The following is a 26,557-nucleotide window of genomic DNA, read 5'->3' as shown; positions in this document are numbered from 1 at the left end:
AGTTTGCATGTCCCATAAGTTTATCTAATGTTGTTAAGCAATACTATAGATAAACTTATGGGACATTTTTGTCTCTAAAGGGAAAAGTATTTGTTATCTATGTGGTCTTCAATGAAAATTAATTATTAATCATATTTAGTTCATTAACCAATATGTTATGATAAAAGAATAATAGGAAAGAAAAGAGGAGAGTATATTGTCTACTAATCAAAAAGAGATAGAAATACAATTTTTAGATTATGTGAAGAAAATAGGTGCATATAATGAAGCGCTTGCTTTAATTTATTGGGATTTGCGTACAGGTGCCCCAAAAAAGGGAGTAGACCAGCGAACAGAAGTAATTGGGGTATTATCCTCTGAATTGTTTGCCTTATCAACTTCTACAGAACTGGAATCTTACCTTTCTATTCTCTCTGAAGAAAACATTCAAAAGGAATTATCGCCTATCACAAGGAAAACAGTAGAGGAAATGAAGAAGGACTTTGATCGCAATAAAAAAATTCCAGCCCAAGAACATAAAGAATATGTAATGCTACAGTCGAAAGCAGAAAGTGTGTGGGAAGAGGCGAAAGAGAAAGCTGATTTTGCCCTATTTCAGCCATATTTAGAAAAGTTAGTTGAAATGAATAAACGGTTCATTGAATATTGGGGATATAAAGATAATAAATATGATGTTTTATTAGATATGTATGAGCCAGGAATGACAGTTTCTATATTAGATGAAGTATTTTCAAATGTAAGAGAGAAAATAGTGCCATTAGTACATAAAATTGCAGAATCAACTAATAAGCCATCAACAGACTTCTTATATGAGCCATTTTCCAAAGAAAATCAAGAAGCATTCAGCCTCAAAGTATTGCAGCAGGTAGGATATGATTTTGATGCAGGGAGGCTAGATCAAACGGTTCACCCATTTGCTACAGGAATTAATCCAGGTGATGTTCGTATCACGACTAAATATGACGAATCAGACTTTAGAGTAGCTGTATTTGGAACAATTCATGAAGTTGGTCACGCATTATATGAACAAAATATTTCTAAGGAATTAGTTGGTACGCCATTATGTTCAGGAACATCTATGGGGATTCATGAATCTCAATCTCTCTTCTATGAAAATTTTGTCGGAAGAAATCTTTCTTTCTGGAGACATAATTATGAAACATTAAAATCATATACAAATGGACAATTTGATCAAGTTCCTGTGGAAGAATTCTATCGAGCTATCAATGAGTCAAAGCCTTCACTAATTAGGATTGAGGCAGATGAATTAACATATCCGTTACATATTATGATTCGTTATGAAATAGAAAAGGGATTATTTGATGGGGATATAGAAGTAAAGGATTTGCCGAAGATATGGAACGAGAAATATAAATCATATTTAGGTGTTGTTCCTAAAAATGATGGAGAAGGTGTGCTCCAGGATGTACATTGGGCTGGCGGAAGCTTTGGATATTTTCCTTCCTATGCACTAGGTTATATGTATGCAGCACAGCTAAAACAGATAATGCTAAAGGATATTCCTAACTTCGATGAATTATTAGAACAGGGAAAATTATTACCTATTAAAGAATGGCTTAATGAAAAAATTCATTATTATGGTAAAACGAAAAAACCACTTGAGATATTAAAAGATGTTACAGGTGAAGGATTAAATGCTCAATATTTAATTGACTATCTATATAAAAAATATAGTGATGTTTATCAGTTAGAGCAATAAAGAAAACTTTATCCATGCCCCACCTGATTTCGCGAATTTTCGCAGCTTGCGATTGGAACATACTTCCCATTAAGAATGGGAAAAAGATTAAGCATATATTTGAATAAGCATCTATTTTGTGGATCCATGATAACAACAATTTTGCGAATAGATCGAATATGACAAATCGGTTAATCTTTTCTAGTTTTGGCACATATTCCACGAATGATAAATATACTAATATATGTTTATGAAGAAGTGGGTGTGATAAATATGGTGAATTATTATTGTAGTCACTGCCTGAACATCTATACAGAAAAGACAATATGTAAATGCTGTGGGCATAAAGCGGAGAATCTAATAAAAATTGAAGTACAAAGCCATACAAATAATAAGTAAAACAAAAAAAGCAGAAAAAGTAAGTTACTTTTCTGCTTTTTTGTTTAATTCTGTGACTGATGCAGTCTGCTCAGAGCACCATATGAAGAGCAGAAAGGAGACGATTTCCATCAGTAAAAGAGTATCTAAATGAAAAATCAGTGTTAGGAAAACACTGATGTAGATTTAATTTAAATCTCTAAGATTAATACAATGGTCAATTGACCAATATTTTGAAGTGAAATTGGTAGGCTAAGAGCCTTTTCAAAACCAGATAACTTTGTTTCTCCAGCTAAAACAGTAGGTGGAGTAATATCTATTTCAATTCCATTTTGTGATACAAAAGTAGATAAATTTCCAGCAATCATATTACCCAATTCCCCAGAGAATGATTCAAGCATTTCTCCTTCTAAAAACATACCAAACATAGATTCGCCAATCTTACCAAAAACTTGGTTATTTCCGTCAATAATGATTCTGCCACGGAAATCTCCAGTTAAGCCTATTAATACCCCTAAAGATTGTAAAATAAAGGGTGAAACAGTTAAAGCTGGCTTCTCAATTTGTAGTTCACAGGGAATAACACCTTTTACAGCCTCAATAGTTGCATTTAAGATTTCAGTTGTACTTTTTGTTAATGTCACTTACTATTCCCCCATCCTTCTAATAAAAACATCTTATCATAAAATAGACCTATTTTGTTCAAAATTTTTCTGGGGAATAGGAGGATAATCATGGTACATTTTTCCTAATGGTGTTGATGGATAAGCTTTTCGCCTATGCATATGTGAAAAAATAATCGAAACTTTTTTCTTATTGAAAATGATTTTCATTAATGATACTATATAAATGAGATAGAAAATTATTCTCATTAAGGAAAAGAGGTGTAACGAATGGTAGCTTTTCCAATTGGTTTAACGGTAATTGGTTATTTATTTGTTATGAAATATGTCTTGAATAATACAACGAAGGCAACAAACCCTAAACAATAGATATACATAAACTTTTGATAAATACTGTTTTTTCTTGTCAACACAGCTCACCAAAATAGGTGGGAGTGCTGACAAGGAAAAGCAGTTTTTTATTGTCGTTTTATTCCACTCTTACTATCCGTAATTGTCCGATTGGTTCAACTAACCATCAGTGGGGGAGGAAGGAAAAACCCACTGACGGAAGTTTCACTTTATAAGAATCATGTGATTTTTTGTCTTCGCTTTCAATTTTCAGTTAATTTTTCTTTATTGTTACTTGGAAAATAGTTAAAATAAAAGAAATACAGGATGAAAAGGAGTCTATCATGCTTTCAACGAATACAGATATTTTACATAAATGGACAGCATTTTATCAATATTTTTTGGCACATGGTGATCAGCAAACGGCACAAAGGTTGAAACAACTAATCAAGAAAGCAACAAAAAAAGAATTTATAGTGACTTTTTGTGGACATTATTCTGCCGGAAAATCAAGCATGATTAATAAACTTATTGGTACACAGGTTTTACCAACAAGTCCCATTCCAACAACCGCCAATATTATCCGTGTGAAAAAAGGAAGAAACCAGTTAAAAGTTTCCTACCGTTCTAATCAAGGAGATGTTTATACAGATGTTCTTGATATAAAAGGAGTACTTCAGGCAACAGAAAGAGTTGAGGATATAAAAGAATTGGAAGTTCAGTTAGACACGGAGTTGCTTTTAGAGAATACTATTTTAATGGATACTCCAGGGATAGATAGTACAGATCAAGCTCATCAATTAGCAACAGAATCTAGTATTCATCTTGCAGATATTATTTTTTATGTCGTTGATTATAATCATGTGCAGTCCGAAATAAATTTTGATTTTACGAAACAGTTAGTTGATTCTGGAAAAAAATTTGTGTTAGTCGTTAATCAAATGGATAAGCATCGAGAAGCGGAAATTTCGTTTCAAGATTTTAAACAAAGTGTTTCCGATTCCTTTTTATCTTATGGTATTAAGCCAGAAAAAATATTTTTCACTACATTAATCGAAACAAATTATTTTTATCAAGGATTAGAGGATTTAAAGAGGTTTATTATAAAAAAAATGAATGAAAAAGATTCCATTCTTCCCATTTCAATGGATGAATCCTTTCAAAAACTTTATAAAGACCATATCTCTTTTATTGAAGCAAAGACTGCTGAACTAATCGCTCCTTTTGAGGAACACTTATCAGGTTTAACAGAGGAAGACTATCGTTCTTTAGAATCAACCTTGTGTATAGTCGAAAATGAAATTCGAACAATAGATGATAAAGAAAGTGAAATGGTAGGCTCTTTAGAAAATGAATGGAATTCGATAATTAAAAATGCATATATTATGCCTTTCAATCTTCGTGAATTAGCAAAAGCATATTTGGAAACAGAACAGAAAAATTTTAAAATTGGATTATTTGGCAGTAAAAGTAAAACACAAAAAGAAAGAGAGGAAAGACTTTTAACATTTTACAAAGAGCTAGAAAAACTAGTCCAAATTCAATTGATAACGCCGCTATCACAGTTTTTTGAGAAACAGGGTAAATCCGAGTATTTTTCGATTATTAAAGGGCTTGCGTCTCTTCTCGATGCTCACAAATTAAAGGAGTTAGTAAATAAGGATGCACAGCTTTCGGAAAACTATGTTCTAGTTTATTGTGAGACAGTTGAAAATGATTTAAAGCAGTCTTTTAGAAAAGAAATCGCTCAGCTTTTTGCTCAATGGAAAGAAGAGCGTCAACACCAATTACATAAGGAAAAAGAAACGCTTATTACAGAGCAGAAAAAATGGCAAGAATATGCAAATACTAAGCTAAAAAAAGAAGAGGTAGAGACCGAATGGCAAGAATGGAAAGAGAATCTCGAACAGCTTACTATAGCACAAACAGTTGATGAGAGCATTTTGCGAGTGTTACTAGACTCAGATAAAGAAGAGATAACATATCAATCCTTCTCTTCTATAAAAACAACATCACCGGAAAAGAAAATAAAAATGGCTGAGAATCAAAAGCTAGAGGTAAAAAATGAATTGGATACAGACCTAATAATAAGGCAGTTACGTTTTTTAAGTAGTAACCTTCAAAAGGTAAAGGGATTTACACATATAGCTAAAAATTTACTTGCCAAAGCCTCAAATATTGAAAATCGTACTTATACTATTTGCTTATTTGGTGCCTTTAGTGCAGGGAAGTCTTCTTTTGCCAATGCCTTACTAGATTATCCGATTCTACCAGTTTCACCGAACCCAACGACGGCAACTATAAACCGAATTTTGCCAATTGATGAAGAACATCCTCACAAAACGGTGATTGTTAAATGGAAAACAGAGTCTGAAATGCTTACAGAGATAAATGACTATTTACAGTTAGTAAAGGAAGAAGCTAGCTCTATTGAAGTCGCACAAAATTTGATAAAAAAGCTGGTTGCTAATCCAGTTGAGAGATATGCAAATGAATTTCGCTATCTTCAAGCTTTTATAAAAGGCTATTCTGTTCATCGAGATCACTTGGGCAGTGAAATTAATATTGATTTAGAAGAGCTTTCTAATTATGTTGCAGTGGAAGAGACTTCTTGTTTTGTGGCATCGATTGATGTTTACTTTGACTGTATGATTACTAGAAAAGGAATTACGCTCGTTGATACGCCAGGCGGAGACTCTATTAACAGCAGACATACGGAATTAAGCTTTGAATTTATGAAAAAAGCAGATTGTATTTTTTATGTCAGCTACTATAATCACGCATTTTCCAAAGCTGACCGTGCTTTTCTTGTGCAGCTTGGAAGATTAAAGGATGCCTTCGAAAAAGATAAAATATTTTTTGTAATTAATGCAATAGATTTAGCGAAGGATGAGGAAGAGCAAGCAGCTGTACAGGTGTATTTACAAGAACAATTACAATTATATGGAATTCGCTCTCCGAGAATTCTTCCTGTATCTAGTCTTTATTATAAGCATCATATATATGGGAAATGGATGAAAAAAGCAGAGGAGCAAATGTATGACTTTATCGAACATGAATGGTTATCGATGATGCTTCAATCTGCCAAAAAAGATTATGAGGGAACAAGGGAACTTTTAAAGAAATTAATAGAATCAGCATTTGCAAAAAAAGAAGTAGCAGAACAAGAGTTATTTAGAATGGCGGAAGAAAAACGAAATATTCTCTCCCAAATTGAAACAAAAAGTTTTCAAGATATTTTAGGAAAATTCAAAATGGAAGTAGAGGAACAATTATTTTATTTAAAGCAGAGAGTTATGTTCCGTTTAAATGAATTAATGAAGGAGGCATACCATCCATCCATTTTGCGAGGGGATAATAAGAAAAGAGAAATATCCCTTGCGACGGCTTCCTTTCTAATACAGTTGAATTTTGAATTTGAACAAGAATTACGAGCAGTAAACGTAAGGTTAGATCAACTATTTTTTAAACAAAGAAAAGAAGGTTATGAGGAAGTTCAGCAATTGGTCCAGTCCCACAATGGGGAAATTCGGTTACAGGAAGAAATGGAACATGAATTGGCTTCAAGTTTAACTTATCATGCTCCTTTTAAAGAATTAGATAATGCTCTTAATAAAATCGGAATTAAATATTACAAAAACCCAAAAAGCTTTTTTGAAAATAATGAACGAAAGAATATGGGGGTAGAGTTGGAACAATTAGTTGATGAGCATGGAAATAGTTTTATAAAAGAACAAATCCACTTCTTCTTTACTTTTTATAAAGAGTTATTTGAACAACATATCGATAAACTTCTTAACGATGTAAATGAACAAGTGGCTGAATATTATGATGGCAAAACGGCATTATTGACGGAACATGAAAATATAGAAAAGCTTGAATGGATTTTAAAAGAATCAACACAAATAGATTCACAGCAAACGAATAAATAGGACTTACTATGGGAGGAATGAAGATGGAAATCGTAAAAAGTGTTGATTGGTTAAAAGAAAATTTAGAAAATGATTCAGTTAGAATTATTGATTGTCGCTTTGATTTAACAAATCCTGACAATGGTACAGACTGGTATAAAGAAGGTCATATTCCGAATAGTGCTTATTTTCACTTGGAAAATGATCTCTCCAATCTAATAAGCGAACATGGGGGAAGACATCCATTACCAGATATGGAAGAGCTTGTCGAGAAGTTAGAACATATAGGGATTGGTCCGGATACTATTGTTATTGCCTATGATAATGGGGAGGGGGCATTTTCTGGGAGATTTTGGTGGTTGTTAAACTATATAGGTCATCCATATACATATATTTTAGATGGCGGCTATAAAGAATGGATAAAGAATGGATAAAGAAGGGCTATCCTATTACAAAAGAAGTCTCAACTTTTTCAAAGACTACTTTCACTCCTGTTATTCAGACACATATGATGGCAACTTATGAGGAAGTCTTAGCCCAAGTAAAGGCAAAAAAGCAAGATAGGATACTAATTGATTCTAGAGAACATAAACGCTATACAGGAGAAATAGAGCCAATCGATAAGAAAAGTGGACATATTCCTGGGGCGATAAACATCATATGGACAGAAGGATTAAAAGATGGATTCTTTTTATCAACTAGTGAGCAAAAAGATAGATTCTCTAGATTAGATTCGAACAAAGAATATATTGTATATTGTGGTTCTGGCATAACGGCTACCCCTAATTATATTTCTTTGAAAATGGCTGGACTAGATAAGGTAAAGCTTTATCCGGGTAGTTTTAGTGATTGGATCTCCTATGAAGAGAATGAAATTGAGACTTGTTTGCCAAGTAAGTCTGAAGAATAAAAAAGTGGGAGACCTTAGGTTTTACACTAGTAGAAACAAAGTTAGATGAAATGGGAAGAGAGTATAATAGTCTTGAACTTATATTAAATAAGCTGGATTAGATGAACAGGAAACTAATGGGAAATTTAGTTTCCTGTTTTTTAACTTACAAACAGCTTATTTTAAATTCAACAAAAAAAGGAGAAGAAAAAGCTACCAGCCACAACCTTGGGTCAATCTGTTATAATATACTAATGGAAATAAAGGAGAGATGAAATTTGAGCAATGAGAAAAAAGCTAACCTAATGCTAGTAGATGGAATGGCTCTGTTGTTTCGTGCATTTTTTGCTACAGCAGTTACAGGTCAATATATGGTGAATTCAAAAGGAATCCCAACAAATGCCATTCATGGTTTTGTAAAACACTTCTTCACAGCAATTGAACATTTTAAGCCCTCCCATGTAGCGGTTTGCTGGGATATGGTAAGTACGACATTTAGAACAGAAATGTATCCTTCTTATAAAGCGAATCGTTCAGACGCTCCTGTTGAACTAATACCACAATTCGATTTAGTAAAAGAGGTTGTTGAAAGCTTTAATGTACCGAATATTGGTATTAGTGGCTTTGAGGCCGATGATTGTATTGGAACGATTGCGAAACAAATGCAAGGTGAAGCGAATGTTACCATTCTAACAGGTGATCAAGATATCCTCCAATTACTGGATGACCATATTTCTGTTGCCTTATTAAAAAAAGGATATGGTAATTATATGCTTTATACTCCAGTAAATTTTCAAGAGGAAAAGGGAATCACTCCACAGCAAATGATCGATTTGAAGGGATTAATGGGTGATACGAGCGATAATTATCCAGGTGTTAGAGGAATTGGTGAAAAAACAGCTTTAAAGCTTCTTCAAACTCATCAAGATATAGAAGGAATACTTACTAATTTATCGCTACTAACTAAGGGACAGCGAGCGAAAATTGAAGCCGATCTTGAAATGCTGCATTTAAGTAGACGTTTAGCGGAAATTAAATGCGATGTCCCGGTAAGTTGTTTACTGGAAGAAAGTTTTTTAGACATAAATCCGAATCTTGCTATTCAGAAATTCGAAGAACTAGAATTTAAAAGATTCCATCATTATGTAGAGAAGAAAGAAGAACTTACTTTATTTTAATAAGAAAATAATATTGTGAACTGCCACTACCACTATGTTTAAAGGATGAACAATAATGGTAGTGGCTTTTTATCCCACTCTTAACGGACAGTAAGACCCCACTTCAAGCTTATGAGTATACGAGGAAGTTGGGTGGGAGATCAACTGTAAAGGTCCGATTGGTTCAACTAACCATCAGTGGGGATGAAGGAAAACCCCCACTGATGGAAGTTTCACTTTATTAATTCTTATTTTGTGTTTTTCTTCTTTGCCGCATTTTCTAATTTGCTTTTTGGAGATGGAGTGATATCTGCATCTTGGCCATAGCCTTGTGGATTGACACCGCCAGCAGCTTTTCCTCTGTTTCGTTGGTTTTTACTCATTATATTCACCTCTTCACCTAATAGTGGAAATAAAAATTCATTCATAGTATGAGCAAGCAAGAATAATATCATCCATAAATAAAGAGACTATTTGTTAGAGGTGATTATATGAATAAGGGTGTCTATGTAGCCTTAATAAGTATTGGAATGGCGCAGTTTCTTAAAATCCCCATTCATTTTTTGAAGACGAAAAAATGGGATAAAGGCTTGTTTTTTCAAACAGGTGGAATGCCAAGCTCTCACTCTGCAGGAGTATCTTCTCTAACGACTTTCATAGCACTAAAAAGAGGCATGCCAACGATTGACTTTGCTTTATCTCTAATTTATGGGTTGATCGTTATGTATGATGCGCAAGGCATTAGAAGACAAACAGGTGAATTAACGTTAAAAGTGAATGATTTAGGAGATTTAGTTGATAAAATTAATACAGATAAAAATATTGCTTTTAAAGAGAAGCAACCAAAAAAATTGAAAGAAATGCTTGGACATCAGCCGCAAGAAGTGCTTGGCGGTGCCTTATTAGGCATACTGATTGGTTTTCTAGGACATATATTAACAAAAAAGAAACGATCGTTTTTACATCGGTAATAAGAGGGATAGAGAGTCGAAAATGATCCATTCGATTCTCTATCCTTTTTTGATTAAATCATCTAAAGAATAGTAATGAATAATATATGACAAACGTCATTAAAGCAGTGGAATAATGTTGAAAAAACTAGAAAATTGTCGTGATATAAAGTAACATATAGGTAAAAGGATAGAGGGGAATGTACATTAAGTTTGAAAACTGTCGAGGAGTATTTGCTCTTTTTAGAAAGTAAAGGCTTTTCCTTTGGTGAAGATGCGATAGGTTTTATTTATTTTGGCAAAGCATATACAAATACTACAGATGAACTTGTTATAACAGCTATTGAATGTACGCTAAAATTACAAAAGAAATTTGATGGAAGTTTTTTTGTTTCCTTACTAGAGATGTTTAACGATAATGAACTGAAAACCAAAAAAGAAGTAATGAGCTTTATAAAAAGAAATCACTTATTTCCGCTTTAACTTGTCTGTATAAAGTGGATAAAGTTATTTTCACTAAACGGAGGCTGTGACAAAAGCATCCCAGCAAGGATAAAACCAAACAATTATACGAAGATACTAATAAAAGTTCCGTATAATTGTTTGGTTTTTTTATTTGTTTTAAAAAGGATGTTTCCATGAATTTGGCTGTGGCTTACTAGCAACAAGCTTTACGAAAAATAAAATAGTACATTATTTCTCCATAACCTTTTGAAAAGCAGCAAATAATACTTTCTTCGGTAATTCAGCAAAAATCATTCCAAGTAAAATCAATATACAGCCGATTGCTGAACTAGTTGTTAATTGTTCATTACTAAATAGGTAAGCAGTTGCTGCTGCGAATACAGGTTCAGTTGCAAAAATTAAAGCAACTCTGGTAGAATTGGTGTATTTTTGCAAACTTGTTTGAATGATAAACGCCAATGCGGTAGCAAGAATAGAAGTGATTAATAAGGCAATGATGACTTCATGATGAAGCAAGATATCGATTTTAAAATTTGCCTTAGGGTTCTCGAGTAAAATGCTACCCATTATCCCTAAAACGGATACCGTTAAAAGTTGAACAATCGTTAATAATAAGGTTGGATGTTCTTTACTATATTTGCCTGTTAAAATGATTTGCAAAGCAAAACCAATGGCGCAAATGAACACAAAAAAATCCCCTATATTAATGGAAAAGGTATTGCTCATCGTTAAAAGATAAAGTCCTATAGTAGCAATAGCCACACCAATAATATGGTTAACAAGTAAAGCTTGTTTCAGAAAAAGATACAAAAATAAAGGAACAAGCACCACACTCAATCCAGTTATAAACCCAGCCTTCGAGCTTGTCGTATATACTAAACCGATTGTTTGAAAGGCATAACCAATAAATAAACATAATCCTAAGCTTATTCCAGATTTTAAGCAATGTATATTTAATTGCTTTAGTTGGGAAGGCTTAAAAAGAAGTAACCATACAAATAAAAATAGGGCTGCCAAGAAGAAGCGAATCCCATTAAATATAAGTGGTTGTAGAAAAGCAATTGCATTTTGCACGATTACAAAGGTAGCACCCCATACTAGTGCTACAAATAAAAGGGAGACGTCTGCCAACCGAGCGGAAGTATGTATTTTCAATGGACGAATTCCCTTCTTTATTTATTTTTTCTTATTGCAAGTCTTGCTAATTCATCAGCCGTCCTATTATCTTTACTAGGGATCCATTTAATAAAGAATAAATCTAATTCATTTATGAGTTTTAATGATTTTTCTAGCAGCGGAGCAAATTTTTTGTTTTTAGCGAACTCTTTTTCAATTGCACGACTAACAAGTTCAGAATCAGTGCGAAAACTCACTGTTCGATAATCATTGTTTAGGCAGATTTCTAATGCATTTATCAGAGCATGGTATTCAGCTTCGTGATTACTCATTAATCCGAGTGGAATCGAATATTTTTCTGCAGAACCATGGCCTTTTATGAAGATACCAGCACCACTTGGACCAGGGTTTCCAGCACTTGCACCATCAATATAAACTTCAATCATTTTGATACCTCCAAAAAATTTGGTATGATTAAACAATGATTATATACGAATTGTTTTGCTATTTGTTTTCATACAACTCGCATAAAATGTATATATATCATTAAACATATAACCAATTATGAAAAATAATTATTCCTGTTATTAGATGGAAAAATGGTATAATGACAATCCAGTCTTATTTGCAATAAAGTGAAATGAAACATAACAAGCGATGTAAAATATTATAAATGAAAAAAAGCTTAGATGGGAATGTTTTTTATTATTTCTAAGAAGAATGGATATTTCCTCCAATAACGGGGCAATAAGATCCGCAGTATCATTATCGAAGTCACTCTATATGTAGAAAGGTTGTACCGTTATGAAATATAAATTGGAATACAAATTTCAACGAAAGAAAAAGAAGGATTCAATCTATTTTACTTCAGATTGGATACAATCAACTACGGCCCTTGAAGTAGGAGAGGAACTTGAGAAGCGGAATGATGTAATAGATATGCTTTTTTATGATGAAAAAGGAACAAGCTGGACATTAAAAGAATTACGAAAACTAAATGAAGAAATGGAAGAAGAGCCGCATGACTTTATCATTTATTTTGATGGTGGCTATCATAAGGAAACGAAAACAGCAGGAATTGGAGTTGTGTTATTCTTTCAACAAGGAAAAAAGAAGTTTAGAGTTCGCGCAAATGAGTTATTTCATGATATTCTTTCCAATAATGAAGCTGAATATGCTGCGTTGTTTCACGCCTTAAACCTACTTGAAGAGCTCGATGTGAAAGACGTTACTTGTGAAGTAAAAGGGGATTCCCAAGTAGTTTTGAAACAATTAGAAGGCGAATGGCCATGCTATGAGGAAGAATTAAATAACTGGCTTGATCGGATTGAAGTAAAGCTAAAAAAACTCCATTTAAATATGATATATTCTTCTATTGGAAGAAATGAGAATAAGGAAGCAGATAAATTGGCAACCCAAGCATTAGAAGGGAAACGCATCTATAGTAAAATGCAATTGCTCTAATTGTCAGGTAAAGGTAAAGGAGGGGTGAAGCTTGGAACGAAAAAAACTGATTGAAGAAGCAGATGGATTAATGAAAGACTATTGCAACGACTGTTTTTTATATCGACAAAATAAGATAGAGTATGGGAAAAGAGGAGCTCACCGCTTCTGTATATCACAATGTACAGTAGGGAATAAGCTAAGAGGATATGGGGAGAAACTATCAGGTGCGAAGTGACATATGTGCTTCCACCTTTTAGCATATACCGCGTAAGCCTTTTTGGAGAAGGTATTTGAAAAATAAAAGGGAATTTCTCTAGAAGCACCACTCCTTGAAAAATCCCCTGAATACTATTATTAATATATATAATTATTAATTATAGTTTAACAACATTAGCAGCTTGAGGTCCACGGTTTCCTTCAACGATTTCGAAAGAAACTTCTTGTCCTTCTTCTAATGATTTAAAGCCTTCGCCTTGAATAGCAGTGAAATGTACGAATACGTCGTCTCCACCTTCAACTTCGATGAATCCAAATCCTTTTTCGTTATTGAACCATTTTACTTTACCATTTTGCATAATAAATATCCTCCTAAGCCTTTCAAGACACTAGTTAGTGCCTATAAAATAAATATTCTCATAGAACAAAATAATAATAGAAAGTAATTATTCAGAATTTTGTTAAATGATGTCTATAATATACACGATTACCCATATGTAGTCAAGGTTTCAAAGCGTTTTTTCCGAAAAGTTAATCAAATTAATGGAAGGGCTTTCTTGTTTTGTTCGCGAAAAGTAAGCGGATACAACACTTATTACTTTATTAATAAATTTACCTATGTATCGGTTATTTTTAGCGTGAATGTAAAATCATGATAATGGGTGAATATTCCTATATATATATAAGAAATAATGAACATTTGACTCGTTCACTATCTAAAAATAATATATCTCATAAATAATAAATTTCAACATATTATGAAGTAGCAGTTTTGTTTTCAGGAAATAGAATAAGAGGGTGGCTTAATGTATCGATTTTCGATTGAAAAAGAAAATTGGATCTTGCGATTTACACCGAATATTGTTTTGGAGGACGACAGCAAACAAGCAATTGTCAAAAGCATCCTCCAATTAGGAAATGTGTTACCTACATTTTCGCATGGAGAGTCCTTTGTCATAATGGTAAAAAAAATCGGCTTAATCGTATTCAATGTAGAAAAAATCCCATCTCTTATTTTGACGGTAGCAAATATTATTGAAAAAGAAAATTGGTATATACAAACAGACAGTAAGATCAAAAAATACTTTATGTAGAGGATGGGACATAACTAAATAGATACTCTGTAAAGACGAACAATTTCTAATATAGCTAGTAAATAGCGGCTGCTTTCGCATACTTTTTACAAGAGGAAATATAATTAGTTGGAAAAACAGAGCAGCCGGAATACACGAAGACTCCTATGGGATTAGCGAGACAGTCTGAGACCCTGCAGGCCACAGGCCGAAGCGGCTCAGCGCGAGCCCCATGGAAAGCGAAGTGTATTCCGGCTGCGGGGAATCGCACCAAACTTCATGGAAACATCCTTTGAAAAACAAATAAAAGCCCGAACAATTATACGGAACATTCATTAGCATCTTCGTATAATTGTTCGGAATTATCCTTGGCTGGAATACTTATGTCCCAGCCTCTTTTAATGCCTTAATAAAAGTAGGAAGGTTACCTCGTGTTGGTAGTAAATGTATGTTTTCGCTTTCATGCTTGTGTGCAAAGAAGGGAGAGCTGACAGGCGTTTTAGTGAATAGATGGATGCAAAAATTTCCTGTGAAAAAACGAAAAAAATATCCTTGAAATCATTGAATTAAAGGGGGAAATGTGTTTTTATTAACATGATTACTATTATAAAAGCAAGTTTGTTTTTCAATGAAATAAACTTTTGCAAAAATTAATTAAAAAATAATAATAAAAGGGAAGATTTATTAAAATGATTGAAACGATTGTAAAGAGCAGTCAAAGTCCGTATTATGAAATCTCAAGAGAAGACCAGATGATACTAAGTCCGTTTGAAGGAACTGTAGATGAGATCCTAATGAAGGAAAATGCTTATTTCTATGAATGGGAAACAATTTTAACCATTAGAACTTTAGCAGGAGAAATAAAAGATGTGAGCGTTCCTTTTAGTGGATCCGTTGTCCAATTATTGGTGAAACCTGGTGATAAAATTGCTATGAATACGAGGTTAGCTTCTTTACAAGATGATTTACTTGTTACTGGTTGTGATTAATGATGCAAAGAGCATGGAAAAACTTAAAAAAATATAAAATTGGTTACCGAACCTTTAAAACAGCTGTGGCAGTAAGCATAGGTATATCTATAGCCCAATTTTTACATTTAGATTTTTATGTTTCTTCAGCGATTATAACCATTCTGTGTGTTCAAAACTCTAAGAAAAAATCACTTCATAGTGCATTTTCTCGTTTTATCGCATGTATGCTTGCCATTCCATTTTCCTATATATTCTTTGAAGGTATTGCGTTTGAACCATATATTATAGGATTATTGTTATTGTTATTTATTCCAACAACTGTTTTACTTAAAGTAAATGAAGGAGTAGTAACAAGTACGGTTATTATTCTTCATATCTACTCCACTAATCATATGACTTGGGAAGTAGTCCTAAATGAGCTAGGGTTAATTGTAATTGGAATTGGCGCAGCATTACTTGTAAACAGCTATATGCCTAGTTTGGATAAAGAAATGAAAGTACATCAAAAGGATATAGAGCAGTATTTTAAAGCGCTTTTGATGGATATGGTTGTATATCTTCGGACAAATGAAATGAAAGAAGATTATGTATTAAAATTAAAACGTGCTTCAGATGAAGTGCAATATGCAAAATCAGTAGCCTATAGAGACGTTGAAAATCATTTTTCTCGTAAAGAGAATTATTATTATAAGTACTTTACGATTAGAGAAAAGCAATTAGAAATTATTTCTAGGCTTTTTGACCGAATTTTAGCTGTCGAAACTTTAGATACTCAACGCGAGCTTGTGGCAGACTTTTTAGAAGAACTTAGTTTATGTGTTCATTCAGGGAATACGGCAGTTCTGTTTTTAAGTAAACTCCAACGAGTCGAGGAAATGATTAAACACGACAAGCTGCCAAGTGATTGGCGTTCTTTTGAAGAACAAGCCCATGTCTTTTTTGTCATAAAAGAATTGGAACAGTATTTACAAATTAAAAAATCGCTAAAAGTAGCATATTAACATGCTTTCGTGAACTAAATAGGAGATCGACTGGGACTTAAATGAAAAGAAAAGTCTCGGTCGATATTTCCTTATTCCCCATACTGATTACTTCTTTGTTTGCTATTAACATATTAAAAAAGGAATATACCCTTTAAAAACTAAACTTTCAAAACTACCCCAGTTGCATTTTAACCGTTTTTCCCCATTCTATACAATTAGCTTTATAACGATTATAATATTATTTTGTATAAAAATAGGATGAATATTAGTTGTGAAAAAAGGTGATATAGATGAAATTAATATTAGCAGAAAAACCATCTGTATCGAAAAATATTGCAGATGCTTTAAAAATAAAAAATAGACAAGATGGCTATTTTGAAGGAAATGGCTATATAGTAACATGGGCTTTTGGTCATTTGTTACAATTGAATGATGCAAAGGACTATGATGAAAAAATGTCTACATGGAAACTAGAAAATTTTCCATTTGTCCCTACTAAATTTCAATACAAAGTCAAGTCCGATCCAAAAAATAGAGATAAACCGGACCGTGGTGCTGAGAAACAGCTTAAAATAATACATAGACTGATGAAAAGGCCAGATGTAGATACAATTATTTCTGCTTGTGACTATGATCGAGAAGGGCAGCTTATCGGGGACAGTATTATTTATAATTTAAGAACAGAAAAAGAAGTCTATCGTTTACTATTGAAGGAATGGACGCCTAAAGAGGTATTAAACGGCTTAGATAATCTTCGTTCCAATAAAGAATTGCGTCCTCTTCAAGATGCAGGAGTTAGCAGACAATGGGCTGATTGGTTAATTGGCATTAACTTAACATCTGTTGCCACTTTAAAATATCAAAAGGGCAAAGGGAAAGCTTTAAATATTGGAAGAGTTTTACTTCCAACACTAAAAATCATTTATGATCGTGATAAAGAAATTGAGACCTTTGTACCAGAAAATTATTATAAACTACAAGCCATGTTTTTAACTGAAAATGGAAGCAATTATATAGGTACCTATTTAGAAAATAAAGAAGAAAAATTTAAAGAGGAACATTATTTAAAAGATTTAGAGGAAAAAATTAAGGGCAAAACAGCGATTGTAACCGAAAAAAAAGTACAGAAAAAAAAGGAATATCCACCCTTCTTATTTAATCTTTCCAATCTTCAAGGCTATATAACTAGTAAATATAAAGGCTGGACAGCAGATAAAGTATTAAAGGTTGCACAAAGTCTTTATGAAAAAAAGTATATTACGTATCCAAGAACAGCAAGTATTGCACTAGAAGAAAGTTTGATTTCGAAAACAGAGAAAGTAGTAAATCTCCTTGCTGACAGTTTGCCTTTCAAAGAGGAAATTAAATTTTTTCCATCCAAACGAATTTTTGATAATAAAAAAGTGGAGAGTCATAGTGCGATTATTCCAACGTATGTGCTACCAAAACGATTAAGTCAAGAGGAAGAACAAGTATATGAAGCAATAAAAAACCGATTATTAATGCAGTTTATGCCGGTTGCTGAAGTAGAAGAAACAAAAATTATTACGAGCATGAATCAAGTAGAACTAAAGGGCAGCTTTATAACGAAGGGGAAAGTCCAATTAGTGGAAGGCTGGAAAAAGATTGAAAAAATTCAATCGAAAGATGTCATGCTTCCATTGGTTCAGTTGCAAGAAGAAGTATTTACAAGTGAAGCAACAACGACCACACATACTACCCAGCCTCCAAAAGAGCATACGGAAAAGACATTGCTTCGATTAATGGAAACGTGTGGGAAAAACTTTGACGCAGAAAAAGAAGAGGATGTTTTGTCTATCTTAAGTGGTTTCAGTATAGGAACGCCAGCCACTCGAGCAGAAACGATAAAGAAATTAAAAGATATTGGCTATATTGAAGCAAAGAATAAGAATTTAGTTTGTACCGATTTAGGAAGAAGAATCGTTGAAATCTTTCCGATTAAAGATCTGTTTAATTTAGATTTCACAGGCAAGCTGGAAAAAGCACTTTATGATATTGAAAAAGGGCAATTTAGCAAACAGCAATTTTTGCAAATTATTAACAACTTCACGACAAACGCAGTAGAAACAATAAAGAAAGAAGAAGAAATCATTATTCAAGAAGTAACCTATACCAAACAAACAACAGAGGTATTAGGGAAATGTCCCCTTTGTGGTCATGCTGTTGTTGAAGGAAAAAAAGGGTTTGGTTGTAGCAATTGGAAAAATGGCTGTAAGTTCGTAATTTGGAAAAATGATAAATTTCTTGCAACCATGAAGAAAAAACCGACGAAAACAATGGTTAAAGCATTACTGAAAAATGGCAAAGCACCCGTTAAAGGATTAGTAAGCAAAAAAGGGAATAAATTTGATGCCATAATGAAATATGAAAAGAATCAAGACAATGAGTATTTTAGCTGGAAAATGGAATTCTCTGAATAATTTTGCTGTGAAATTGTTTCAGTGCTAAAATAGAATGATAAAGTAGCTTTGAATTATACAAGGAAACAAGAGCTCTTTAAGGTAAGCTTTTGATTGAAAGAATCTTGTTTCCCCTTTTTTTTTATAGTAAAATGCAAAAGACATATTCTTTTAATCCATCGCCTTTTTTAGAGAGATAAAATTTATAGGAAAATAGTGCATACTGCTTTACTTTAAAACGTTTTCTTAAAAAAATTTAATTTTCTAAGGGGTATTTTTTCTTGTTTAAAAAAGACTATACATACATAGATAACATAGACAAGTATAAATGAATAAAATAGAAAAAAAGGAGAAATCCTGGTAAAGGAGGGGTTGAATTGCCGACACCTAGTATGGAAGACTATATTGAGCGCATTTACAACCTAATAGAAGATAAAGGATATGCACGAGTATCAGATATTGCGGAAGGCTTATCTGTACATCCCTCCTCTGTAACAAAAATGGTTCAGAAATTGGATAAGGATGAATATCTAGTTTATGAAAAATATAGAGGCTTGGTTTTAACGCCAAAAGGAAAAAAAATCGGGAAACGACTAGTCTATAGACATGAGCTATTAGAGCAATTATTAAGAATTATTGGTGTCAAAGAAGAGAATATATACGAAGATGTGGAAGGAATTGAACATCATTTAAGCTGGGACTCGATTGATCGCATTGGAGATTTGGTTCAATTTTTTGAGGAAAACCCAGAACATACAAAAGAATTAAAGTTAATTCAGCAAAAAAACGATTCGATCGAATAAGGGAAGGGCAATTCTCTCTAGGTATGTGCTACTTAACATAACAGTAGCATGGACGCCTACAGAGAATTGCCCTTATTGGTTAATGAAGAAAGTCAATTAATAGATAGGGGGGTAATTGTCAAAGTTATCAATTATAGAAAAGGATAGATCTTCTTCCTTTCTTTCATTCTCAACAACTTCTACTCCATCGATAACGCCTGTTTCGATATCCAGTAGTGCTTTGCGATAGGAGATTACTCTTCCATTAGAGGTTTTAAAACTAATAATGTCTCCTAGATGATTTCTTTCAACTGCAATTATTTTTTCCATACAAAGTAGCTCCTTTCCTCGTGAAAAATATAAATTTTATTCCTAGCAATTAATGTATATGAAATAGTATATACAAACATATTCAAAATTATCATTATTTACTTTTGTGTTTTATGCAATCGTAGAAAATATATTTATCCCACTCTTAACGGACAGTAAGACTCTTGCAGTAAGCTTATGAAAATACGAGGAAGATAGGAGGGAGATCAACTGTCCATAAAGGTCCCCTTGGTTCAACTAACCATCAGTGGGGGATGAAGGGAAATCCCTACTGATGGAAGTTTCACTTTATCTCTACCCCAAATTTATATTTTCATTCCCGTTTCTAGATGATATCCTAAAATTAACAATTTAAAAGAGGTGAGAGTATGGGGAGATATGGATTAGAGGAGTTCTTAACAAAAACAGAGCAAAAAGATAAGGATGAAGGAATTTTTGAACTAGAAACAGAGAGAATGCTCGAAATAAATTTAACAAATCAAATATGGGCAAAAGCAGGAAGTATGGTTTCTTATCGTGGAAACATTCGATTTACAAGGGAAGGTATTTTGGAACATGGACTAGGAAAAATGTTTAAGAAAGCATTAACAGGCGAAGGTGCCTCTCTTATGAAAGCAGAAGGCAATGGAAAGCTTTATTTGGCTGATCAAGGAAAGAAAATTTCCATCCTGCATTTAAATGGGGATTCTATCTTTGTGAACGGTAATGATTTACTTGCTTTTGAACCATCGATTAAATGGGATATTAAGCTAATGAAGAGAATTGCAGGGATGCTTTCTGGTGGTTTATTTAATATCAATCTATCTGGAAGTGGCTTGGTTGCAATTACTTCTCACTATGAACCACTAACACTAAGAGTTACTCCAAATAACCCAGTTTTTACAGACCCTAATGCAACAGTTGCGTGGTCGGGAAACCTACAGCCAGAATTTGTAACAGACATAACCCTTAAAACTTTTTTTGGTAGAGGTAGCGGAGAATCCATTCAAATGAAATTTTCGGGAGAAGGCTTTGTCGTGATTCAGCCATTTGAAGAAGTGTATTTTTCCAATGGTGGCGGCAATAATGGCTAAGTTGTGCATCAAATTAAATTGTAAAGGAAAGAAAGTATTGCCTGTTAGGCAGTATTTTCTTTCCTTTTAACTTGATAAGTTAATAGTATTATTTCCACTCGTAAGGTGTTTCTTGATAGACATAATAATTTAGCCAGTTGGAAAATAATAAATGAGCATGAGAACGCCAACTGTTTAACGGCTTCATACCTGGATTGTTATTTGGGAAATAACGTAATGGAAGATGAATATTTAATCCTTTATCTTTATCTCGTTTATATTCCTCCGCTAGTGTACAAGAATCGTATTCTAAATGACCTGTAATCATGATTTGTTTTCCTTTATTTGCACTGATGATAAATGCGCCAGCATCATCTGAGGCAGATAATAGCTCTAGGTTCGAATGGGCTTTAATTTCTTCAATTGATACATTTGTATGCCTTGAGTGAGGGGCTAAAAAGCTGTCATCAAACCCACGCATTAACTTATCCGACGGATTTAATACAGAGTGGGAATAAATTCCGTAACATTTTTGATCTAACTGATACTTATTAATCCCAAAATGATGGTAGAGAGCTGCTTGTGCTCCCCAACAAATATGAAGAGTAGATGTAACATTTGTTTTAGACCATTCCATTATTTTCGTTAATTCTTCCCAATAATCAACTTCTTCAAAGCTCATTAATTCTACAGGCGCACCTGTAATAATCATCCCGTCGTATTTATTTGTTTTTATTGCTTCAAAGTTACGATAAAATTGTTCCAAATGGTATGGACTTGTATTCTTTGATTCGTAAGATGCTGTTCTTAAAAAGGATATATTTACTTGTAAAGGGGTATTCCCAAGCAAGCGTAAGATTTGTACCTCTGTTTTTTCTTTTTGGGGCATTAGGTTTAATATTAATATGTTTAATGGTCGGATATCTTGTGCTTTTGCCCGACCTTCTTCCATTACAAAGATATTTTCATCTTCTAGTATTTCACGTGCTGGTAAGAGATGAGGAATTTTTATTGGCATATAGGTATTTCTCCTCCTAAAGATAGAATCATCTTATAATGTATTTCTATGATGGAAATAGTAGTGTTACACAAAGATATACGGTCGTTTTTCTTAGAAATAACCGAATATCTTAAAAGTTATCAAATGGAATGTTTCTTTATCATGGCACTTTCTTCAACATAGCTTATTATAAATTTGATTTGAATATGTCGCAATCATAATGTTTTGAATTTTAGAAAAGATAGATTATTTTATCCCACTCTTAACGGAGGGCACTGAAAAACTGGCTAGTAATGATGATGGACAATAGCCACTTTTTAAACATAAGATGATGGATTTGTTTTCCGAGGCATCCGCTCGCTTTCCATGGGGCGAGTGCCAAGCCTCCCATAGGAGTCGAGCGGACGCCTCTCCAAACCAACCTTATTTTCACTTTCAAATATGCTTGCTCTTCATTTCACACGAAAAAAAAGACTTTTTCAGTGGCCTCCTCTTAACGGACAGTGAGACTCAACCATAAGCTTACGAGAATACGAGGAAGTTTGGTGTGATTAACTGTCCGTAAAGCCTCGATTGGTTCAACTAATCATCAGTGGGGGAAGAAGGAAAAACCCCAACTGTTGGAAGTTTCACTTTATAGAAAATTATAAGGAGATTGCTAGTAGAAATAAATAAGGATTGGGAACTAATTGAAGAGAGCGTAGAAGGATTTTGTCGAAACGTGTACTTATAACGCCTCTTTTATTGTACAATACTAATTGAAGGTTGAAATTGCAGGAGGAAAATCATGGAGGTAAAGACGAAAATGAAATCTGACATCGAAATTGCTCAACAAGCAGTAATGAAACCAATTATACATATTGCCGAGAAACTTGGCTTATCAGACGATGATATTGAATTATATGGAAAATATAAAGCGAAAATTTCTGCAGATACATTAAATACTTTGAAAAAGAATAAAGCAGGTAAACTTATCCTTGTGACAGCTATTAACCCAACTCCCGCAGGAGAAGGGAAATCGACCGTTACAGTTGGTTTAGGTGATGCATTGAATAAATTACATAAAAAAGCAGTTATTGCGATGAGAGAACCTTCCTTAGGTCCAACAATGGGCATAAAAGGAGGAGCAGCTGGTGGCGGAAAGGCACAAGTGCTTCCAATGGAGGATATAAACCTGCATTTCACTGGAGATCTTCATGCCATTACAACGGCAAATAATGCTTTAGCAGCTTTAATAGATAACCATATTCACCAAGGGAATGAATGCCGTATTGATCAGCGCAGAATCGTATGGAAAAGAGCTGTGGATTTAAACGACCGGGCTCTAAGAAAAGTAGTTATCGGGTTAGGTGGTCCATTACAAGGAGTACCAAGGGAAGATGGCTTTGACATTACCGTTGCTTCTGAAATTATGGCCGTATTATGTTTGGCATCCGATATTAATGATTTAAAAACTCGATTATCACGAATGGTCGTTGCCTATAATATAGATAAAGCTCCTGTGACAGTTGGAGATTTGAAAGTTGAAGGAGCACTTACTTTACTACTTAAAGATGCAATTAAACCAAATTTAGTTCAAACGATCGAACATTCTCCAGCTATTATTCATGGTGGTCCATTTGCGAATATTGCCCATGGCTGCAATAGTGTTATTGCGACAACTGCTGCGGTAAAATTAGGAGATTATGTAGTAACAGAAGCTGGATTTGGAGCAGATTTAGGGGCAGAGAAATTTTTAAATATTAAGTCGAGAAATAAAGAGATAAATCCTGAAATTGTTGTGATAGTTGCAACGATTCGAGCGTTAAAAATGCATGGAGGAGTTTCTAAACAAGAACTTGCCATGGAAAATACCGAAGCACTTCGAACTGGTTTTGCAAACCTGCAGAAGCATGTGGAGAGTATTAAGGAATTCGGCTTACCATTTGTTGTAGCCATTAATAAATTTATAACAGATACAGAATCAGAAATTAACGTGTTGAAAGAGCTATGTGAACAAGCAAACATTCCCGTTGCTTTAACAGAAGTATGGGAAAAAGGTGGAGAAGGTGGCTTAGAACTTGCTCAAAAGATATTAGCTATTTTGGAAAAGAACGAACATACATTCCAAAACTTATATTCTCTTGAATCCACAATAGAAGAAAAGATTCTTGCGATTGCCACCAAAATTTATGGAGCGAATAGAGTGGAATATTCTTCTAAAGCAAAGAAACAAATTGCTGACTTTGAAAAATTCGGCTGGGGTAATCTCCCTATTTGCATGGCGAAGACACAATACTCCTTATCTGATGAACCGTCATTAATCGGCAGACCAGAAGGGTTTTCGATTACGATTCGTGAGTTTAAGCCTTCTATTGGCGCAGGATTTCTCGTAGCCCTTACTGGAGATGTCATGACAATGCCTGGTTTACCAAAAAAACCAGCTGCTTTAAACATGGACGTTGATGAAGATGGAAAAGCGGTAGGATTATTTTAAAATAGTCAAAGTAAAGCGCAAGGATTATATACCCACAATGTAAGAGATTTCTTTTATATGTAAGTAAAAGGCTTGCGCTTTTATAGGCAGCCTGTTTTCTAAAGGATTGTTGTTTTTTCAATAGAAAAAAAGAATTAGTTGGAAAAATGGAGCAGCCGGAATATACGAAGACGCCACGGGGATTAGCGAGACAGCCTGAGACCCCGGAGGCGAAGCTGAGGAGACTCAGCGCGAGCCCCACCCCCACGGAAAGCGAAGTGTATTCCGGCTGTGGGTAATCGCAACAAACTTTACGAAAACAGCCTTTCTAAAAGATCGGTATTCTTTCAATAGGAAAAAGCAAAGGAGAAAAAAGAATGTTTGATCCCACTGCCTTTGAAAATATGAGAACAGTGATGGAAGGTCTTATTTATGACCGCGATTTGGATGGGGATATCATCGTCCTAGATCGTAATGATTTATTTAACAGTAGTAAACTCGCAAGGAAGTATACAATAACATTTCGATTGAAAAATCAACAAAATGCAAAAGTAATGTTTGAATTATTTGCTGATTTACATAATTTATCGGCAGAACTTTTAGCTACTAAAAATAAGAAAAGTTTAATTGGTGCTTCCATCTATATTCATCTATTTTTAAAACATAAAAAGGACACAGAGATTTATACACTGTTACAGCATACATTAGAAGATATTTGGGGCAAGGACATGAAGATCATCCAAGAAGTTAGTTTCTATCCCCTTGATTCTGATGATATTGTCCATAATCATATTACCATTGATTTTAAACGCTTAATTACAGAAGAACAGATTGATGATATGATAACCATGATGGAATTTATGGAAAAAACGTTACATTCGTTGCAATCTCATGATTCATTATTAACTGTATAAGGAGAATGTTGTATGAGCATTTATGATTTCGAAGTAAAAACGATGGATGGAGAATTGCGCTCATTAAGTGATTATAAAGGAAAAGTCTTATTAATTGTAAATACAGCAAGTAAATGCGGGTTCACTCCCCAATTTAAAGAATTGCAGGAGCTGTATCAAGCATATAAAGAAAAGGGCTTTTCCGTGTTGGGTTTCCCGAGCAATCAGTTTATGAATCAAGATCCTGGAACAAATGAAGAGATTAAAACATTTTGTGAAATAAACTTTGGTGTAACCTTTCCGATGTTTGCAAAAGTTGATGTAAATGGCAAAGAGGCAGATCCACTATATCAATTTTTAACAAAAGAAGCACCTGGAGCATTAGGTGTAAAAGCGATTAAATGGAATTTTACAAAGTTTCTAATTGATCAAAATGGAAAAGTGCACGAACGGTATGCACCAAGTACGAAGCCTTCAGAAATAATAAAGGATATCGAAAAGCTATTGAACTAATATAAAAAGGGAGTCTAATCATTTTTAGTGAACAAGCTTATTTCACTAAAAATGATACTAGATTCCCTTTTTTAAAACCATTAACGATAGGAGAAAAGGCGAATAAAGCCGCTTTTTTTCTGCTTTGTTTCTTTTTCACTCACTATTGATTGTTTCGTTTTTCTCGATTTAGCTAGATTTTCTTCTTTTCCTTCTAGAACTACTGGATTTTCTAAAAATGCAATTTGTTTTTCTTGGCTTTCAATATGTTCCTGCTGACGTTCAATATGTTCCTGTTGCTTTTTTAATTGCTGGACTAAAACTTGATTGAAATTTTTTTGAAGTTCCAATTCTTCTTTGATTGTTTGTAAATCCTGAAGAATTTTTTCCGTGGCATCCGTGGCAATTGGGATAGAGGCGGGAACAGGACTTGTAAGCTCATCTTCAATTTGTCTTAGAGACATTTGTTTTTCATTACGCATTTGTTTTACTTTGACTAAAATATCCAAGCTTTTTTGGTCAAAATATCGATAGCCATTTTCGCCAATAACGACGGGAATGAGCGTTTTTAATTCTCGTAACCAGTTTCGTACAACCCCAGGACCTTCTTCAATATATTCTGCCGCTTCTTTCACACTTAATAATTTTTCTTCTTTAATAGAAAGTTCTTTTGTTTGTACACTTAACATTTTATACACCCCTCAATAATAAATAATTGATACTAAACCATTGGCTAGAAGGACGTTTAAAAGACTTGTATGTATAAATTTCTAGATAGACAAAAAAAATCCTTTGACGACCTTTGTCTAGTTTTGTTGGATTATCATTTAAATTATTAGAAAAATTATTATTGCGATATCTTTACAAAAATTCTTAATAATAATACGATAGAAACGGAGCGTTGGAAAAACATTCCTATAATTGAG

The 26,557-nt window shown here is 33.7% G+C and carries 24 protein-coding genes and 1 pseudogene; 17 read left to right on the top strand and 8 right to left on the bottom strand.

The window, feature by feature from the left end:
* Positions 1–196 precede the first annotated feature (196 nt).
* Positions 197–1,720: a carboxypeptidase M32 gene (locus HHU08_RS14540; protein ID WP_169188752.1), complete on the top strand. Its 1,524-nt coding sequence runs from the start codon at positions 197–199 to the stop codon at positions 1,718–1,720.
* Positions 1,721–2,268: 548 nt separating this feature from the next.
* Here the strand turns inward: HHU08_RS14540 and HHU08_RS14535 are convergent.
* Complete coding sequence (locus tag HHU08_RS14535) at positions 2,269–2,721, bottom strand: chemotaxis protein CheX (protein WP_016203092.1); 453 nt, start codon at positions 2,719–2,721, stop codon at positions 2,269–2,271.
* Between the two features lie 653 nt (positions 2,722–3,374).
* Between HHU08_RS14535 and HHU08_RS14530 the strand changes: the two genes are divergently transcribed.
* From HHU08_RS14530 to HHU08_RS14520, 3 genes and pseudogenes are all read left to right on the top strand, one after another.
* Entirely contained in the window at positions 3,375–6,962 is a 3,588-nt protein-coding gene (locus HHU08_RS14530) for a dynamin family protein (RefSeq protein ID WP_169188751.1), read from the top strand.
* A gap of 29 nt (positions 6,963–6,991) precedes the next feature.
* Positions 6,992–7,851, top strand: a pseudogene (locus tag HHU08_RS14525) (sulfurtransferase).
* Between the two features lie 284 nt (positions 7,852–8,135).
* Positions 8,136–9,008, top strand: coding sequence for a 5'-3' exonuclease (locus HHU08_RS14520; protein WP_169189690.1), 873 nt, complete (start codon positions 8,136–8,138; stop codon positions 9,006–9,008).
* Between the two features lie 227 nt (positions 9,009–9,235).
* Here HHU08_RS14520 and sspL read toward each other — a convergent pair whose 3' ends face one another.
* Positions 9,236–9,370, bottom strand: a complete 135-nt coding sequence (sspL, locus tag HHU08_RS14515; RefSeq protein ID WP_016203098.1) for a small, acid-soluble spore protein L — start codon at positions 9,368–9,370, stop codon at positions 9,236–9,238.
* A 108-nt stretch (positions 9,371–9,478) separates the two neighbouring features.
* Between sspL and HHU08_RS14510 the strand changes: the two genes are divergently transcribed.
* Entirely contained in the window at positions 9,479–9,958 is a 480-nt protein-coding gene (locus HHU08_RS14510) for a divergent PAP2 family protein (protein WP_016203099.1), read from the top strand.
* 192 nt (positions 9,959–10,150) lie between these two features.
* Positions 10,151–10,420, top strand: coding sequence for a DUF6123 family protein (locus HHU08_RS14505; protein WP_169188750.1), 270 nt, complete (start codon positions 10,151–10,153; stop codon positions 10,418–10,420).
* A gap of 210 nt (positions 10,421–10,630) precedes the next feature.
* Here the strand turns inward: HHU08_RS14505 and HHU08_RS14500 are convergent, their stop codons facing one another.
* Together HHU08_RS14500 and HHU08_RS14495 are read right to left on the bottom strand one after the other, a co-directional pair.
* Complete coding sequence (locus tag HHU08_RS14500; RefSeq protein ID WP_169188749.1) at positions 10,631–11,557, bottom strand: DMT family transporter; 927 nt, start codon at positions 11,555–11,557, stop codon at positions 10,631–10,633.
* A gap of 17 nt (positions 11,558–11,574) precedes the next feature.
* Positions 11,575–11,964 carry a reverse transcriptase-like protein gene (locus HHU08_RS14495; RefSeq protein WP_016203102.1) on the bottom strand — a complete coding sequence of 130 codons (390 nt, stop codon included), beginning with the start codon at positions 11,962–11,964 and terminating at the stop codon, positions 11,575–11,577.
* Between the two features lie 358 nt (positions 11,965–12,322).
* Between HHU08_RS14495 and HHU08_RS14490 the strand changes: the two genes are divergently transcribed.
* A complete protein-coding gene (locus HHU08_RS14490) occupies positions 12,323–12,982 on the top strand; it encodes a reverse transcriptase-like protein (protein ID WP_016203103.1) in 660 nt (219 codons plus the stop codon).
* 31 nt (positions 12,983–13,013) lie between these two features.
* Complete coding sequence (locus HHU08_RS14485) at positions 13,014–13,199, top strand: zinc-finger domain-containing protein (protein ID WP_101730984.1); 186 nt, start codon at positions 13,014–13,016, stop codon at positions 13,197–13,199.
* Positions 13,200–13,338: 139 nt separating this feature from the next.
* On the opposite strand, the gene cspD is transcribed toward HHU08_RS14485, so the two are convergent.
* Positions 13,339–13,539 (bottom strand): cold-shock protein CspD, encoded by a 201-nt coding sequence (gene cspD / locus HHU08_RS14480; protein WP_009332654.1) that lies wholly within the window; start codon positions 13,537–13,539, stop codon positions 13,339–13,341.
* Between the two features lie 447 nt (positions 13,540–13,986).
* On the opposite strand from cspD, the gene HHU08_RS14475 reads away from it, so the two are divergent.
* The 5 genes from HHU08_RS14475 (at position 13,987) to mntR (ending at position 19,430) form a co-directional block, all read left to right on the top strand.
* Positions 13,987–14,274: a hypothetical protein gene (locus tag HHU08_RS14475; protein ID WP_101730985.1), complete on the top strand. Its 288-nt coding sequence runs from the start codon at positions 13,987–13,989 to the stop codon at positions 14,272–14,274.
* Between the two features lie 668 nt (positions 14,275–14,942).
* Positions 14,943–15,242, top strand: a complete 300-nt coding sequence (locus HHU08_RS14470) for a hypothetical protein (protein ID WP_016203105.1) — start codon at positions 14,943–14,945, stop codon at positions 15,240–15,242.
* Positions 15,242–16,225, top strand: a complete 984-nt coding sequence (locus tag HHU08_RS14465) for an aromatic acid exporter family protein (protein ID WP_101730986.1) — start codon at positions 15,242–15,244, stop codon at positions 16,223–16,225. The genes HHU08_RS14470 and HHU08_RS14465 overlap by 1 nt, the downstream gene beginning before the upstream one ends.
* A 272-nt stretch (positions 16,226–16,497) precedes the next feature.
* On the top strand, positions 16,498–18,648 hold the full coding sequence (locus tag HHU08_RS14460; RefSeq protein WP_169188748.1) for a type IA DNA topoisomerase: 2,151 nt from the start codon (positions 16,498–16,500) through the stop codon (positions 18,646–18,648).
* Positions 18,649–19,004: 356 nt separating this feature from the next.
* Positions 19,005–19,430: a transcriptional regulator MntR gene (mntR, locus tag HHU08_RS14455; RefSeq protein WP_016203108.1), complete on the top strand. Its 426-nt coding sequence runs from the start codon at positions 19,005–19,007 to the stop codon at positions 19,428–19,430.
* A gap of 96 nt (positions 19,431–19,526) precedes the next feature.
* Here mntR and HHU08_RS14450 read toward each other — a convergent pair whose 3' ends face one another.
* Positions 19,527–19,739 carry a DUF3892 domain-containing protein gene (locus HHU08_RS14450; protein ID WP_101730987.1) on the bottom strand — a complete coding sequence of 71 codons (213 nt, stop codon included), beginning with the start codon at positions 19,737–19,739 and terminating at the stop codon, positions 19,527–19,529.
* A gap of 368 nt (positions 19,740–20,107) precedes the next feature.
* On the opposite strand from HHU08_RS14450, the gene HHU08_RS14445 reads away from it, so the two are divergent.
* A complete protein-coding gene (locus HHU08_RS14445) occupies positions 20,108–20,812 on the top strand; it encodes an AIM24 family protein (protein ID WP_101730988.1) in 705 nt (234 codons plus the stop codon).
* A gap of 88 nt (positions 20,813–20,900) precedes the next feature.
* On the opposite strand, the gene metA is transcribed toward HHU08_RS14445, so the two are convergent.
* Positions 20,901–21,809: a homoserine O-acetyltransferase MetA gene (metA, locus tag HHU08_RS14440; RefSeq protein ID WP_016203111.1), complete on the bottom strand. Its 909-nt coding sequence runs from the start codon at positions 21,807–21,809 to the stop codon at positions 20,901–20,903.
* A gap of 769 nt (positions 21,810–22,578) precedes the next feature.
* Here metA and HHU08_RS14435 point away from each other — a divergent pair.
* From HHU08_RS14435 to HHU08_RS14425, 3 genes are all read left to right on the top strand, one after another.
* Positions 22,579–24,267: a formate--tetrahydrofolate ligase gene (locus HHU08_RS14435; protein WP_169188747.1), complete on the top strand. Its 1,689-nt coding sequence runs from the start codon at positions 22,579–22,581 to the stop codon at positions 24,265–24,267.
* A 356-nt stretch (positions 24,268–24,623) separates the two neighbouring features.
* Positions 24,624–25,160 carry a hypothetical protein gene (locus tag HHU08_RS14430; RefSeq protein ID WP_169188746.1) on the top strand — a complete coding sequence of 179 codons (537 nt, stop codon included), beginning with the start codon at positions 24,624–24,626 and terminating at the stop codon, positions 25,158–25,160.
* Between the two features lie 12 nt (positions 25,161–25,172).
* Complete coding sequence (locus tag HHU08_RS14425; protein ID WP_169188745.1) at positions 25,173–25,652, top strand: glutathione peroxidase; 480 nt, start codon at positions 25,173–25,175, stop codon at positions 25,650–25,652.
* An 80-nt stretch (positions 25,653–25,732) separates the two neighbouring features.
* Here the strand turns inward: HHU08_RS14425 and HHU08_RS14420 are convergent, their stop codons facing one another.
* Positions 25,733–26,320 carry a MerR family transcriptional regulator gene (locus HHU08_RS14420; protein ID WP_016203115.1) on the bottom strand — a complete coding sequence of 196 codons (588 nt, stop codon included), beginning with the start codon at positions 26,318–26,320 and terminating at the stop codon, positions 25,733–25,735.
* Positions 26,321–26,557: the final 237 nt, after the last annotated feature.

The organism is Niallia alba (assembly GCF_012933555.1).
Classification (GTDB): Bacteria; Bacillota; Bacilli; order Bacillales; family Cytobacillaceae; genus Niallia; species Niallia alba.
The sequence above is the reverse complement of the archived record's forward strand: the minus strand, read 5'-3'. Positions and strand labels throughout refer to the sequence as shown.

Coding starts and splice junctions, on each gene's coding strand:
- HHU08_RS14430 (WP_169188746.1), top strand. CDS start 24,624: ATGTTTGATCCCACTGCCTTTGAAAATATGAGAACAGTGATGGAAGGT.
- HHU08_RS14445 (WP_101730988.1), top strand. CDS start 20,108: ATGGGGAGATATGGATTAGAGGAGTTCTTAACAAAAACAGAGCAAAAA.
- HHU08_RS14435 (WP_169188747.1), top strand. CDS start 22,579: ATGGAGGTAAAGACGAAAATGAAATCTGACATCGAAATTGCTCAACAA.
- HHU08_RS14510 (WP_016203099.1), top strand. CDS start 9,479: ATGAATAAGGGTGTCTATGTAGCCTTAATAAGTATTGGAATGGCGCAG.
- HHU08_RS14460 (WP_169188748.1), top strand. CDS start 16,498: ATGAAATTAATATTAGCAGAAAAACCATCTGTATCGAAAAATATTGCA.
- HHU08_RS14520 (WP_169189690.1), top strand. CDS start 8,136: ATGCTAGTAGATGGAATGGCTCTGTTGTTTCGTGCATTTTTTGCTACA.
- HHU08_RS14475 (WP_101730985.1), top strand. CDS start 13,987: ATGTATCGATTTTCGATTGAAAAAGAAAATTGGATCTTGCGATTTACA.
- HHU08_RS14420 (WP_016203115.1), bottom strand. CDS start 26,320: ATGTTAAGTGTACAAACAAAAGAACTTTCTATTAAAGAAGAAAAATTA.
- HHU08_RS14490 (WP_016203103.1), top strand. CDS start 12,323: ATGAAATATAAATTGGAATACAAATTTCAACGAAAGAAAAAGAAGGAT.
- sspL (WP_016203098.1), bottom strand. CDS start 9,370: ATGAGTAAAAACCAACGAAACAGAGGAAAAGCTGCTGGCGGTGTCAAT.
- HHU08_RS14495 (WP_016203102.1), bottom strand. CDS start 11,964: ATGATTGAAGTTTATATTGATGGTGCAAGTGCTGGAAACCCTGGTCCA.
- HHU08_RS14530 (WP_169188751.1), top strand. CDS start 3,375: ATGCTTTCAACGAATACAGATATTTTACATAAATGGACAGCATTTTAT.
- metA (WP_016203111.1), bottom strand. CDS start 21,809: ATGCCAATAAAAATTCCTCATCTCTTACCAGCACGTGAAATACTAGAA.
- HHU08_RS14425 (WP_169188745.1), top strand. CDS start 25,173: ATGAGCATTTATGATTTCGAAGTAAAAACGATGGATGGAGAATTGCGC.
- HHU08_RS14450 (WP_101730987.1), bottom strand. CDS start 19,739: ATGGAAAAAATAATTGCAGTTGAAAGAAATCATCTAGGAGACATTATT.
- HHU08_RS14470 (WP_016203105.1), top strand. CDS start 14,943: ATGATTGAAACGATTGTAAAGAGCAGTCAAAGTCCGTATTATGAAATC.
- cspD (WP_009332654.1), bottom strand. CDS start 13,539: ATGCAAAATGGTAAAGTAAAATGGTTCAATAACGAAAAAGGATTTGGA.
- HHU08_RS14465 (WP_101730986.1), top strand. CDS start 15,242: ATGATGCAAAGAGCATGGAAAAACTTAAAAAAATATAAAATTGGTTAC.